The 13,299-nt window shown below is 54.8% G+C and carries 15 protein-coding genes; 12 read left to right on the forward strand and 3 right to left on the reverse strand.

Annotated features, from left to right (window positions below):
- The first annotated feature begins 3 nt into the window (after positions 1–3).
- The 6 genes from ACR0CW_RS07545 to ACR0CW_RS07570 all read left to right on the forward strand — a co-directional run bounded on the left by ACR0CW_RS07545 (position 4) and on the right by ACR0CW_RS07570 (position 4,450).
- Complete coding sequence (locus tag ACR0CW_RS07545; protein WP_480787326.1) at positions 4–588, forward strand: OmpH/Skp family outer membrane protein; 585 nt, start codon at positions 4–6, stop codon at positions 586–588.
- 72 nt (positions 589–660) lie between these two features.
- A complete protein-coding gene (fabZ, locus tag ACR0CW_RS07550) occupies positions 661–1,134 on the forward strand; it encodes a 3-hydroxyacyl-ACP dehydratase FabZ (protein WP_155139129.1) in 474 nt (157 codons plus the stop codon).
- The gene (gene lpxA / locus ACR0CW_RS07555; protein ID WP_155139127.1) at positions 1,131–1,913 is read left to right on the forward strand and encodes an acyl-ACP--UDP-N-acetylglucosamine O-acyltransferase; all 783 of its coding nucleotides are present in this window, start codon (positions 1,131–1,133) and stop codon (positions 1,911–1,913) included. Before fabZ ends, lpxA begins: the two co-directional genes overlap by 4 nt.
- 4 nt (positions 1,914–1,917) lie before the next feature.
- Positions 1,918–2,712 carry an LpxI family protein gene (locus tag ACR0CW_RS07560; RefSeq protein WP_480787327.1) on the forward strand — a complete coding sequence of 265 codons (795 nt, stop codon included), beginning with the start codon at positions 1,918–1,920 and terminating at the stop codon, positions 2,710–2,712.
- On the forward strand, positions 2,712–3,869 hold the full coding sequence (gene lpxB, locus ACR0CW_RS07565; protein WP_480787328.1) for a lipid-A-disaccharide synthase: 1,158 nt from the start codon (positions 2,712–2,714) through the stop codon (positions 3,867–3,869). Before ACR0CW_RS07560 ends, lpxB begins: the two co-directional genes overlap by 1 nt.
- Positions 3,869–4,450, forward strand: a complete 582-nt coding sequence (locus tag ACR0CW_RS07570) for a hypothetical protein (protein WP_480787329.1) — start codon at positions 3,869–3,871, stop codon at positions 4,448–4,450. Before lpxB ends, ACR0CW_RS07570 begins: the two co-directional genes overlap by 1 nt.
- On the opposite strand, the gene mnmA is transcribed toward ACR0CW_RS07570, so the two are convergent.
- Entirely contained in the window at positions 4,447–5,592 is a 1,146-nt protein-coding gene (mnmA, locus tag ACR0CW_RS07575; RefSeq protein WP_155139119.1) for a tRNA 2-thiouridine(34) synthase MnmA, read from the reverse strand. The two genes, ACR0CW_RS07570 and mnmA, sit on opposite strands and share 4 nt — an antisense overlap.
- Positions 5,593–5,722: 130 nt before the next feature.
- Here mnmA and sciP point away from each other — a divergent pair, with 130 nt between their 5' ends.
- The 5 genes from sciP (at position 5,723) to ACR0CW_RS07600 (ending at position 11,520) form a co-directional block, all read left to right on the forward strand.
- A complete protein-coding gene (sciP, locus tag ACR0CW_RS07580) occupies positions 5,723–6,016 on the forward strand; it encodes a CtrA inhibitor SciP (protein WP_155139117.1) in 294 nt (97 codons plus the stop codon).
- A gap of 85 nt (positions 6,017–6,101) precedes the next feature.
- Positions 6,102–6,818: a response regulator transcription factor CtrA gene (gene ctrA, locus ACR0CW_RS07585; RefSeq protein ID WP_155139115.1), complete on the forward strand. Its 717-nt coding sequence runs from the start codon at positions 6,102–6,104 to the stop codon at positions 6,816–6,818.
- Positions 6,819–6,945: 127 nt separating this feature from the next.
- Positions 6,946–9,198 carry an NAD-dependent DNA ligase LigA gene (ligA, locus tag ACR0CW_RS07590; RefSeq protein WP_480787330.1) on the forward strand — a complete coding sequence of 751 codons (2,253 nt, stop codon included), beginning with the start codon at positions 6,946–6,948 and terminating at the stop codon, positions 9,196–9,198.
- A complete protein-coding gene (gene recG / locus ACR0CW_RS07595) occupies positions 9,195–11,285 on the forward strand; it encodes an ATP-dependent DNA helicase RecG (protein WP_480787331.1) in 2,091 nt (696 codons plus the stop codon). The genes ligA and recG overlap by 4 nt, the downstream gene beginning before the upstream one ends.
- A gap of 112 nt (positions 11,286–11,397) precedes the next feature.
- Complete coding sequence (locus tag ACR0CW_RS07600) at positions 11,398–11,520, forward strand: hypothetical protein (RefSeq protein ID WP_480787332.1); 123 nt, start codon at positions 11,398–11,400, stop codon at positions 11,518–11,520.
- A gap of 184 nt (positions 11,521–11,704) precedes the next feature.
- On the opposite strand, the gene ACR0CW_RS07605 is transcribed toward ACR0CW_RS07600, so the two are convergent.
- A complete protein-coding gene (locus ACR0CW_RS07605; RefSeq protein WP_170330458.1) occupies positions 11,705–12,343 on the reverse strand; it encodes a MarC family protein in 639 nt (212 codons plus the stop codon).
- A 58-nt stretch (positions 12,344–12,401) separates the two neighbouring features.
- Positions 12,402–12,854 (reverse strand): iron-sulfur cluster assembly scaffold protein, encoded by a 453-nt coding sequence (locus ACR0CW_RS07610; RefSeq protein WP_480740865.1) that lies wholly within the window; start codon positions 12,852–12,854, stop codon positions 12,402–12,404.
- A 48-nt stretch (positions 12,855–12,902) separates the two neighbouring features.
- Here ACR0CW_RS07610 and hisI point away from each other — a divergent pair, with 48 nt between their 5' ends.
- Positions 12,903–13,292 (forward strand): phosphoribosyl-AMP cyclohydrolase, encoded by a 390-nt coding sequence (hisI, locus tag ACR0CW_RS07615; protein WP_480787333.1) that lies wholly within the window; start codon positions 12,903–12,905, stop codon positions 13,290–13,292.
- The last annotated feature ends 7 nt before the right edge of the window (positions 13,293–13,299 follow it).

The following is a 13,299-nucleotide window of genomic DNA, read 5'->3' on the forward strand; positions in this document are numbered from 1 at the left end:
TCCATGATCAAAGTTCCGATGGAAATATTACAGGGCTCGCTCAGAGCCCTGTTTGTCTTTTTTCTGATGTTAATTGCCAATGCGGCATTCGCTCAACAATTGGGTGTTCCTGAATCCGGAGTACTGACGATCTCTAGCGAAAGGCTGTTCGCCGAATCCGCATTCGGACAGCGTGTATTCGGAGAAATCGAAGCCGAAAGCGCATCGCTTGCTGCCGAAAACGAACGGATCGTATCTGAGCTGAGCAATGAGGAAAAAGAACTCACCGAAAAAAGGGCACAAATCGAAGCGTCTGAGTTTCGCCCATTGGCCGAAGCATTCGACCGGAAAGTGCAACAACACAGAGATAGCCAGCGCGCAAAACTGGACGCATTGGCCCGACGCAGCGAGGAAGCGCGTGGCAGATTTTTTGAGTTGGTCCAACCGGTTCTCATTGATCTTCTGCGTGAATACGGTGCGTCGATGATCATCGAGCGTTCCAATGTTTTTCTCAGCTCGGACGCTTCTGATATAACGGATGCCGCTATCGCTAGGATAAATAGCGCGATTGGTGACGGGACCGGTTTGGAAGACAATGACAGCCAATAGGCTGTCTTGCTCTTACCCAGCGGTATTGCTAACCACTCGAAAACGAGAAATCCAGAACAGGAAATCTGCACAATGACCACAGAAACCAAGAGTGCCGACATTCAGTTGATTCAGCGCATTCTGCCGCATCGCTACCCGTTTCTGCTGGTCGACAAGGTGGTGGATATCTCGGGCTACAAGTCTGCGGTTGGCATTAAGAACGTCACCATGAATGAACCCCATTTTCAGGGTCATTTTCCAGGCACGCCAATCATGCCGGGTGTCACCATTGTCGAGGCAATGGCTCAGACTGCAGGTGTCATGCTGGGTGTCGGCATGGACGTCATCGACAGCGAGTTGCTGATCTACTTCATGAACATCGACAAGTGTAAGTTCCGTCGCAAGGTTGTGCCCGGCGATATACTTGAAATGCATGTGGAAACCGTTCGTGGTAAAATCGGCGGCAAGATCTTTAAATTCAGTGGCCGGGCGACCGTAGACGGTGAAGTGGCGGCCGAGGCCGAGTTCTCAGCCTACGTAGACTGGGACATGGAAAAGACGACATGAGCGGTATTCATCCCAGCGCAATCATCGAAGACGGCGCGCGGATCGGCCAGGACTGTGTAATCGGGCCGTTTTGCTATGTCGGTGCGCAGGTTAGTCTGGGTGACCGGGTCGAGTTGAAGTCACATGTGGTTGTCACCGGAGACACTTCGGTCGGTGAAGATACTGTGATCTTTAACTTCTCGGTCATTGGAGAGATCCCCCAGGATTTGAAGTTTGGCGGCGAAGATACACGTCTTGAGATCGGCAAACGAAACCGCATCCGCGAACATGTGACGATCAACACCGGTACCGAAGGTGGTGGTGGTGTAACCCGTATTGGCGATGACTGCCTGCTGATGGCGGGTGTTCACGTTGCGCATGATGTACAGATCGGCAATCGGGTCATCATGGTGAACCATGCTGGCGCAGCAGGGCATTGCGTCGTTGAAGACGACGTGATCGTAGGCGGCATTTCAGGTCTGCATCAATGGGTTCGTGTTGGTCGTGGCGCGATCATTGGTGCCCTGACGATGGTCGCCAATGACGTCATTCCCTACGGCCTGGTACAGGCACCTCGTGGTGAGCTTGATGGTCTAAACCTTGTAGGGCTGAAACGACGCGGTGTTTCCCGAGAAGATATCTCGGCTCTGCGTGCAGCCTTTCGTGAGTTGTCAGAAGGCGATGGTACATTCATGGACCGGGCCAAGCGACTGGGCGATTCTGACAGCGAATATGTTCGGAGGATCGTCGATTTTGTGACCGGCGAATCCGACCGCTCTTTCCTGACACCAAGGAAGTAAGCAAATGCTGGCTCTGATCGCAGGAACAGGTGCGTTGCCGGATGAACTGATTGCTCGGTTGGCCGAGCGCCCATTGATCTGTTCCATGGAAGGGTTTTTGCCCGACAATCTGGCTCCTGAGATTGAATTTCCTCTCGAGCAGTTGGGCAGTTTCGTTTCAGAGTTGAAGAGCCGAGGAGTGACTGAAATCTGCATGGCAGGCGCCGTACGACGCCCTGCAATTGATCCAAAGCGCATCGACGCTGCTACGATGCCACTGGTGCCAATATTGCAGAAAGCCATGATGTCAGGGGATGATGGCGCATTGCGCGCAGTGATCGGCATTTTTGAGGATGCTGGCATGAATGTGCGCGCAGCCCACGAGATTGCACCGGACATCCTGCCTCCGCTCGGGTGCCTGACACAGGCGCAGCCATCGGACGCTGATCTTGCAGATGCCGATCGGGGCGCTGGTATTCTTCGTAGTATGGGCGCTGCTGACATCGGACAGGCCTGTGCGGTTCTCAAAGGTCAGGCACTGGCCGTTGAAGGTATCTTTGGCACTGCGTGGATGCTGCAATCTTTGACCCAGCGACCAGATGCGGGCGGAGGGATCCTGTTCAAAGGCCCAAAGCCGGATCAGGACAGACGTGCTGATCTGCCCGCGATTGGGCCAGACACCGTGGCAGCGGCCGTAGCGGCTGGCCTGACAGGTATCGTCATCGAAAAGGGCGGCGTCATTGTTCTCGAACGCGAGCGTGTCATCGAGGAATGTGACCGGCTGGGACTGTTCCTGTTCGTCCGCGAGCGGGCGGTCTGATGCGTGTTTTTCTGGTCGCCGGAGAACCTTCAGGCGATCGGTTGGGTGGCGCATTGATGGAGGGTTTGAAAGCCCTAGTCCCTGAAGTTCAGTTTGACGGCGTTGGCGGTCCTGTGATGCAGGAGCAAGGACTGGTCAGCCGGTTTCCCATGTCGGAACTCAGCGTCATGGGGCTGGTTGAGGTATTGCCGAAGTTCTTTCACCTGAAACGGCGCATTTCCGAGACAGCACAGGCTGTATTGGACACGAAACCAGATGTACTGATCACGATCGATAGCCCTGATTTTTCATTACGCGTGGCTAAAATCGTCAAGGCTGGCAGTAATATCCGCACAGTTCACTATGTGGCGCCCAGTGTTTGGGCATGGAGGCCCGGACGGGCGGATAAGATGGCGAAGATCATTGATCACGTTCTAGCGCTGCTGCCGTTCGAACCGCCCTATATGGAACGCGCTGGGATGGAATGCGACTTTGTTGGTCACCCCGTCGCCAGCGAACCAATAGCGACCCCTCAGGACATCTCGGCATTCCGTCAGACATTTGATTTGGGGGATGCACCGATTTTGCTGGCCTTGCCGGGCTCTCGTAAAGGCGAGATTGAAAGGCTGGCCCCGTGTTTCGGCGAGGCGCTGCAGATTTTCCTCGCTGAGCGACCAGATTTTCGGGTTGTTGTTCCAACTGTCGGGCCAGCCACAGATCTGATCAATTCGATCGTGCCAAACTGGCCTGGAAACCCGCTGGTATTGGACCCTCGAAAAGTAAGCGCGTCGCAGGCTACGGCCCATAAACGGGCGGCCTTCGGCGCGGCTGATCTGGCACTTGCAGCGTCGGGCACAGTTTCGTTGGAATTGGCAGCACAGAACACACCAATGGTGATTGCATACAAGCTGAACTGGCTGACACAAAAAATGGCCGAGCGCATGGTCAAGTTGGATACCGTGACACTGGTCAACCTCGTATCAGACACACGTGCGGTTCCGGAATGTCTGCTGGATGATTGCCAACCCGATAAGATCGCATCGGCATTGAAACACGTTTCTGAGAACCCGACCGAACAATACGATGCCATGTCAGTCACAATGGAGCGCTTGGGAAGAGGCGGGGAGGCCCCGGGTCTGCGGGCAGCCCGGGCAGTTCTTGAGCGAATGAGGGCCTGATGCTGGATCACGTGGTCTTTGCTGCATCCGCTTTCATGGCTCAGATATTGACCAATCTGGACAATCTGGCGGCCTTGCTCGCCCTGATGTTGGTATCCGGGCCGCGTCGGGCTGTCACGGGATTTCTTCTGGCACAGATGATCGTGATCAGCGCCGCATTGCTGCTTGCATTGGGCGTAGATGATGTCGTGCCTCACTGGGCCGGATATCTGGGCGTGTTTCCTCTGACCCTCGGGCTGTTTGGAGTAGTGCGGCAGTACAGGGGCACCGGCTCCGAAACCGACCCGCACATATCACCCAGCGCATCAACGCTGGTGACTATGATGCTTTTCATCAGCCTGTCGATGGATACATTCGCCGTTCTTGCGCCTTTGCTCGCCGATTCCGCCCCGAGTTTCCGGGTGGCGGGCGTGATTGGCGCGTCCTTGGCAGCTTTTGGATTGGCTTTTTTGGGTTTTCTCGGTGCGCGAACACCGGTCATGACCGGCGGATTGGCCCGCCGGCTGGAGAAACTGGTGCCCTATGTGATGATCTGCGCCGGGATCTATATCCTCAGCAACTCATGGACTGACGCGATCTAGTAACCGCGCCAGATCCAACCGCCGCCAAAGATGCGGCTGCCCTCTGATTCATAGAATACACAGGCCTGACCGGGCGAAATGCCTTCTTCTGCCGTGAACAGCTCTACTTCGGCAGTAGTGTCCGACAGTGGTCGAATGATTGCTTCGCGTGGCGGCCGGGTCGAACGCACCTTGACCGAAACGTGCCATTCTTTCTGAGACATGAATGGCGCATCGCCCAGCCAGTTAATCTCACGCACAGGAACCGTGCGGGTGGCCAGCATCTCTTTTGGACCAACCACAACCTGCTTTTTGTCGACGTCGAGCTTTACCACATACAAAGGCTCGCTCAGGCCGCCGATGCCAAGACCGCGACGCTGGCCGATCGTGTAGTGAATGACACCGTTATGTTGCGCCAGAACACGACCATCCGCGTGAACGATCTCACCCGGTTCTGCTGCACCTGGACGCAATTTTTCAATCACGCTGGCATAATTGCCGTTCGGTACAAAACAGATGTCCTGGCTGTCAGGCTTATCTGCGACCGCCAATCCATACTGCGCAGCCATTTCACGCGTTGCGTCCTTTGAGGGCAGGTGGCCAAGCGGAAAGCGAAGGAAGTCCAACTGCTCTGGCGTGGTCGAGAACAGGAAATAGGATTGATCCCTGTTCGCATCCTCTGCGCTGTGCAGCTCGGGCCCGTTCTCTCCCATCTTGCGCTGAATGTAGTGGCCGGTTGCCATGCAGTCGGCATCTAGGTCCTTTGCCGTTTCCAGCAGATCCTTGAACTTCACACGCTCATTGCAGCGGATACACGGTACCGGTGTCGCGCCAGCCAGATAGCTATCTGCGAATTCATCAATGACCGCATCTTTAAAGATGTTCTCATAGTCCAGAACGTAGTGCGGGAACCCGCGCTCTTCGGCGACGCGACGTGCATCGTGAATATCGATCCCTGCGCAGCATGCACCTTTTTTGGCCAATGCAGCGCCGTGATCGTAAAGCTGCAGAGTTACACCCACGACGTCATACCCCTGATCTGCGAGGTAGGCCGCAACGACCGAACTGTCCACGCCACCGGACATGGCAACAACCACCCGCGTTTCCGAAGGCGGTTTGGCAAAGCCAAGTGAGTTCAGCGGGGTCTCGGTATCGAGGGCCATGGCGGTTCCAGTCAGGGTTAAGAAAGACCGGCAGAATATAGGAAAATTCTACACACTCTCAAGGGGCGGTTTCACTCAGCATTAAGTAGGCTGGGTTCAGCTTTGTCGCAGCAAGAAAAGGGTCGAGATGATGTATTTGCACAAAGTTGAAGGACCACGGTCGGTAACCCTGCCTGATGGAACGATTTTAACGCGTGCTGATCTGCCACCTGCAGACACGCGACGCTGGGTTGCCTCGCGAAAAGTGGTGGTCGTACGCGGTGTTTTGTATGGGTTAATAACGCTGTCCGATGCCAAAAAGCGATATGGTATCAGCGAAGAGGAGTTTAATTCATGGGTTTCCGCCGTCGCAGAGCATGGTGTGGATGCGTTGAAAGTGACGGCCATAAAAAAATATCGACAACCTAAGGTAGAAAGTGAATAACAGATTCAACGGTAACGTCAGATTAACCATTTTTGTTCAGGTTCAATTTGAACTGGAATATTTGACCCGAATTGGAGCAGTGATTATGCGCATACTTCTTGTCGAGGATGATCCGACCACGTCGAAAAGCATCGAGCTGATGCTGACGCATGCCAACCTGAACGTTTATGCGACGGACCTCGGTGAAGAAGGCATAGATCTGGCCAAACTCTATGACTATGACCTCATCCTTTTGGATCTCAACCTGCCTGACATGAACGGTCATGAGGTTCTGCGCCAACTCAGGATCTCTCGTGTCGAAACACCAATCCTGATCCTGTCTGGAGCGGATGACACGGAAAGCAAAATCAAAGGCTTCGGATTCGGGGCGGATGACTATCTGACCAAGCCGTTCCATCGCGAAGAACTTGTTGCAAGGATTCACGCTATCATTCGCCGGTCCAAGGGACATTCTCAATCGATCATTCAGACAGGTCGGGTGGCAGTGAATCTGGATGCCAAAACCGTTGAGGTGGAGGGTAAAACCGTTCATCTGACCGGTAAGGAATACCAGATGCTGGAGCTTCTGAGCCTTCGCAAGGGCACCACTTTGACTAAGGAAATGTTCCTGAACCACCTCTACGGCGGTATGGACGAGCCTGAACTGAAAATCATCGATGTGTTTATCTGCAAACTGAGAAAGAAACTCAGTAATGCAACGGGCGGCGACAACTATATCGAGACGGTATGGGGCCGGGGTTACGTGCTGCGCGATCCTCAGAACAATACGGTCGATGAGACCAGAATGGCCGTCGGCGCCTGACTTGAACAGGGGGCTGCCGTTAATGGTTCGGGATGGCAGTTCCCACACTCACGGCGCAGTACGCCACTGGACCTGACCATGCCCCCGTCTTATCACTGGTTCCAAGAATTCGTGACAGGACGTGGGCATGAGCAACACAATTTCGGTACAAGAGCTGACTGAGGATCAGGCGCGGGAAGAACTGGCGCGCCTTGCCACATTGTTGCTGCGGGCAAACGATCTTTATCACACCAAAGACGCCCCAGAGATTTCGGATGCCGAATACGATTCCCTGAAGCGGCGAAATACTGAGATTGAGGCACGATTCCCCAAGCTCAAGCGGGAAGACAGCCCGTCCGAACATGTAGGTGCACGCACGGCCGATGGGTTTGCCAAAGTCTCTCATGCCGTTCGGATGATGTCACTGGGCAATGCGTTCGATGATGAGGACGTGGCTGATTTTGACCGGTCGATCCGGAAATATCTGGGCCTGTCAAATGAGGCACCACTGGCCTTTACCGCCGAGCCGAAGATCGATGGCCTTTCACTCTCACTACGTTACGAAAATGGTGAATTGGTTCAGGCTGCAACTCGCGGTGACGGCGAGGTGGGCGAGAACGTCACGGCGAATTCGCTGACCGTCGCTGACATTCCCAGACGGATCAAAAATGCTCCCGACATTTTGGAGGTTCGGGGCGAAGTTTATATGTCGCACGAAGATTTCGACAAGCTGAATGAACGACAGCTCGAGGCCGGAGGCAAAACGTTTGCCAATCCACGAAATGCAGCTGCTGGTTCCTTGCGGCAACTGGATTCCGAAATTACCCGGGCACGACCTCTCAGATTCTTTGCTTATGCCTGGGGGGAGTTGTCGGAGCCGTTAGCAGAAACCCAGATGGGTGCAATCCAGCGTCTGAAAGCCTTTGGATTTCAAACTAATGAGTTAACACGCCTTTGCGAAACAACATCGCAGATGTTGGAGCATTATCGCGATATCGAAGCCCAGCGTTCGACACTGGGATATGACATCGATGGCGTGGTCTACAAAGTGGATGATCTGGCGTTGCAGGCGCGGCTTGGGTTTCGGTCGACGACGCCGAGATGGGCAATTGCCCATAAGTTTCCTGCTGAGCTGGCATGGACACGATTAGAGGCAATCGACATCCAGGTCGGGCGCACAGGCGCGCTGAGCCCCGTGGCACGTCTGCATCCGGTGACGGTTGGCGGTGTAGTCGTATCGAATGCGACGCTGCATAACGAGGATTACATTGCCGGTCGGGATGCTAAAGGTGGTGAAATTCGTGGTGGTAAGGATTTTCGTATCGGGGATTGGGTTCAAGTTTATCGGGCAGGGGATGTGATCCCAAAGCTTGCAGACGTGGACTTGTCGAAGCGCCCGGAGGACGCAGTACCTTACGAGTTTCCCACCAAATGTCCGGAATGCGATAGCGACGCGATCCGTGAGGATGGTGATGCTGTGCGACGCTGCACCGGTGGTTTGATCTGCCCGGCGCAGGCTGTAGAAAAGCTCAAACACTTTGTATCGCGCAAAGCCTTTGACATCGAAGGTCTTGGGGCAAAACAAATCGAGATGTTCTACGATGATCCGGTTTTGCCAATTAAAACTCCGGCAGATATTTTTACCCTGCAGGACCGAGACGCCGGAAGTGTTTCCCGACTGAAAAACCGGGACGGGTGGGGCGATACCTCTGCCAACAATTTGTTCGCGGCAATACAGGAAAAGCGGACCATTCCTTTGGTTCGCCTGCTCTTTGCACTTGGCATTCGTCATGTGGGTGAGGTTGGCGCGAGGGATCTGGCGCTTTACTACCGAGACTGGGATGCAATGGCGCGAGCCGTAGATTTGGCGCGCCCTGCTGCGCTGGCGCAACGCGCAGCGGATGAAGCAGAAGAGGCCGAACGTATTGCAGCGCAGGCTGAAGGGCGACGGGCAAGGCTCAAAGATGTCCGTGATGCCGCCATTGCCTCGCATGATGTACCCACCGAGGCTGCAACGGCGTGGTCTGATTTGATCAGCATTGATGGAATTGGGGCAACGCTTGGTCTGTCTCTGTCAGATGCATTTGCGAACAAAGATGAGCGCAAGGCTTTCGACGATTTGCGTGCACATCTGGAGATCACACCACCAGATGCCCCAAGTTCGGATAGCCCTGTGGCAGGCAAAACCGTCGTCTTTACCGGAACTTTGGAAAAGATGACGAGAGCAGAAGCGAAAGCCAGAGCCGAGGCGCTTGGGGCAAAGGTTTCTGGTTCGGTAAGTGCTAAAACTGACCTGCTGGTTGCGGGGCCCGGAGCCGGGTCTAAGGCCAAGAAAGCGGCGGATCTTGGGATCGAGACACTGGATGAAGACGGCTGGCTGCAGCTGATCGGGGATGCATGAGCGGTCGCCCTGAACTACTTTTCCCGCTGTTTGCAAAGCTTGAAACCCTGGATGGGGTGGGTCCTAAAACAGCGCAATTGCTGGCTCAGATTGGAGTCGAGTCACCTCGTGATGTGCTGTTTGGTCTGCCATATGCTGTCATTGACCGCAGGCGACGTGACACAATTCAGGGCGCCGATCTTCCAACAACCCTTACTGTTGAAGTCACTGTCGGAGCGCACAGGCCACCCCGCAACAAAGGTGGCGCCTATCGTATTCATGTCGAGGATACTCAAGCTGATTTCCAGTTGGTCTTTTTCCATGCGCGAGGGGACTATTTGAAGAAAGTCCTGCCTGAATGTTCGCGCCGTGTTGTGTCTGGAAAGCTGGAACTGTTTGATGGGATGGCCCAGATGGTCCACCCTGACCACATCGCCGCCCCCCAGGAAGCGAATGATATTCCCGAGTTCGAACCCGTCTACCATCTGACGCAAGGCGTCACGCAAAAGACAGCGTACAAGGCGGCCCAAAGCGCACTATCAAAGGCACCGGATCTTGCTGAATGGATAGACCCCGCACAGGTCGAACAAAAGCAATGGCCGTCCTGGAGCATGGCGATCGAGGCGGCACACCATCCACAGGGGGCGGATGATGTCGCTGCATTCGCGCCAGCAAGAGAACGCCTGGCATATGACGAGCTTCTTGCTCACCAGCTGACATTGGCGCTGGCCCGACAACGTGAGAAAAAGGCGCGCGGGATAGTTAGCAAGGGCACGGGCACGCTTCAGGCCAAGGTACTGGCCAGTCTTCCGTATCGACCGACCAATGCGCAGTCCCGTGCAATCGATGAGATTGCTGCTGATATGGGATCAGATGCGCGGATGAACCGGTTGCTGCAGGGAGATGTGGGCGCAGGGAAGACGCTGGTTGCTTTCATGTCATTGTTGATTGCCGTCGAGGCGGGTGCACAGGGTGTCATGATGGCCCCAACAGAAATCTTGGCACGCCAACACCTTGAAGGACTGCGGCCTTTGGCCGAAGAAGCCGGCGTGGTTCTGGAAATTTTGACGGGACGCGACAAAGGTGCCGAGCGGCGGGCAAAACTGGCGGCTTTGAAAAAGGGCGATATTCAAATCCTTGTCGGCACGCATGCGGTGTTCCAAAGCGACGTTGAGTTTCGCGATCTGCGCCTTGCTATCGTAGATGAACAGCACCGTTTCGGCGTACGCCAACGGATGGAACTGTCCGAGAAAGGGCAGGGTGCAGATGTGCTGGTTATGACTGCGACCCCGATTCCTCGTAGTCTCGCCCTTGCGCAATACGGAGACATGGACGTTTCTGTATTGGACGAAAAACCGCCCGGGCGGAAGCCGATCAAAACGGCCATTGTAAGCACGCAGCGCATGGATGAAGTCGTGTCGCACTTGCGTCGCGCAATCGATGAGGGCAAGCAATGCTACTGGGTTTGCCCTCTCGTCGATGAGTCCGAGGTTTCCGATCTGACAGCTGCGGAAGAGAGGTTCAAACGACTGCGTGCTTTGCTGGGCGACGAAACGGTGGGCCTGGTCCACGGCCAGATGCCACCAACGGATAAGGACGCGGCCATGGCCGCGTTCCAGTCGGGCCAAACCAAGGTTCTTGTCGCGACGACTGTGATTGAAGTCGGGGTAAATGTTCCCAATGCCACGATCATGGTGATCGAACGCGCCGAGATCTTTGGGCTGGCACAATTGCACCAGTTGCGTGGTCGCGTAGGGCGGGGCGAAGATGCTTCAACCTGTTTGCTGATGTATCAGCCACCGCTCAGCGAAGGTGGGCGCAAGAGGTTGGAAGTGCTGCGCGAAACCGAAGATGGTTTCCGGATAGCTGAGACAGATTTGCAGATGCGAGGCGCGGGAGACCTCATTGGAACCGCGCAATCAGGACTGCCGAAATTTCGGATAGCTGATCTTGAGCGGCAGGCGGGTCTGATGGCGGTGGCGCAATCTGATGCGCGCGCATTGCTGAATGCGGACCCAAAACTAACCTCAGAGCGCGGGCAGGCGGCACGCGTTCTTTTGTGGCTCATGAAACAGGATCAGGCAATTCGTTTGATTTCAGTGGGTTAAGCGGAATGTTCCGGTAAGTTCACAAATGTTCTCAAAAAGTTCTTTACCGACTCGCAAAAATATGAGAACAAAAGGTCAACAAAGGATTAAAGCTCTGACCGGAGGTGAGACCATGCTGACCCAGATCAAGACCGCTTTCAGCCGTTCGCAGGCTACCATTCTGCAAGATGCTGCGGGTGTGATGTCATTGGTGGTTATGCTGGTCGTTGCCCTTTACCTGCCGGTAGGGTTCTGAGCCTTTCTGCCTGCGATCTCGTGCCGATCAAACCGCGCTGTCATCCCCATAGCGATCAAGGGTGACCTGCCTGTCCCAATTCCCTTGAAGGGGCCAGCCTCGGCCCCGCGTGGCTATCCGGACCCCACACGAGAAACGCATGTCTTGCCGCCGCCCTTTCCGCCCGGAAGGTGCGGCGGTTTTTTTATAGCTGACCGGTTTTCAATATTTCGAGCATTGCAGAGAGAACCGAGTTTACCGCGACCGAAGCAAGGATCATGCCCATGACGCGGCTGATGATGGCCGCACCGGAATGGCCAATCAGTCGAATGATGGGTTCTGCAAGCAACATGAGCACAAAGGCAATGGCAAGAACCGACAACATTACCAGAGCGGTGATCCCCTGATCCGCAGCGCTGTAGCGATGATTGTCGGTCAAAATGACGATCGCCAGCATAGCACCGGGTGAGGCCAGAGATGGAACCGCCAGCGGAAAGATGGCCGGATTGTGCTGATGTATCGTGTCTTCTTTATCTTCTTCGGCTTGTCGTTGTTCGATATCCTGTTTGCTTTCACCGAAAATCATTGTCAGGGCGAAAAGGAATAGGATGATACCGCCTGCGACCTGGAATGAGTTCAACCCGATATCCAGCGCTTCGATCAGAAGCTGTCCAAAAACAAGGAAGAAGAGCAGGATACCTGCGCTGATCAGCGCGGCCATCAGTGCTGTGCGACGGCGCGCAGCCGTTCCAAGACCTGCAGTTACTGCGATGAAGACAGGGATTGTACCGATGGGATCGATAACTACCCAAAGCGTTACAAAGTGTTCCAGTAAATTGTTCAACGCATCTCTCCCCTAAAATTGTCGTGAGACTAGACGCGTTTAACCGCAAATACCATGTTTACGCGCAATTAGCTTGCTCGGCCTGAGCCATAGCTTCTGCCGTAGCGTCCAGAGCCAACAGGATTGACGCATGGCGGTTTTTATAATCACGAGCTGGCATTAGAACTTCGAGACCGTCGAACGGCGCATCCGGTGCCGGGCCATCCTTCTTAAGCATATCAGAGAGCTGATCCCGTGCAGCTTCGACCTGAGCGCGGGTTGCGCCAAGAATGGCTGCACCGACGACCGCAGCTGAGGCCTGTCCCAGAGCGCAGGCTTTGACATCCTGGCCAAATTCAGAGATTTGACCGTCATTCAGTTTGACATCAACGGTTACGGTCGACCCGCAAAGGGGCGAGCGCTTCTTGACGCTGGCATCGGGGTTTTCAAGCCGGTCGAGATGCGGAATGTCCGCAGCAAGGGCCAGAATTCGACCGGAATAGAGCTTGATCAGATCGGTTTCGCCCGACATGGCTTTCCCTCGTTTGCTGTTCCTCATACATAGTGGCCATGACCCGGGATGCAAAAGGTTTTTACCATGTCACACACCGTCTTGTTTGACCCATCGACCCTGAAATTCAACGAGGCCGGTTTGGTCCCTGCGATTGCTCAGGATGATCATACGGGCGAGGTGCTGATGATGGCATGGATGAATGCCGAATCCATCGCCCAGACGTTGGAAACGGGACGGGTCACGTATTGGTCGAGGTCTCGACAGGCATTCTGGATCAAGGGCGAAAGCTCGGGCCATGTTCAGGAACTGGTGGATTTCCGCGTCGATTGTGACCGGGATTGCCTGCTGGTCGTAGTCAACCAGACAGGCCCGGCTTGTCACACCAATCGGCGCAGTTGTTTTTACACTGCAGTACGAGATGGTGAAGAAGTTGAGCTGATGTCGCCGATGGAATGACCAGAAG

It is taken from the genome of Ruegeria sp. CH6 (assembly GCF_056537005.1).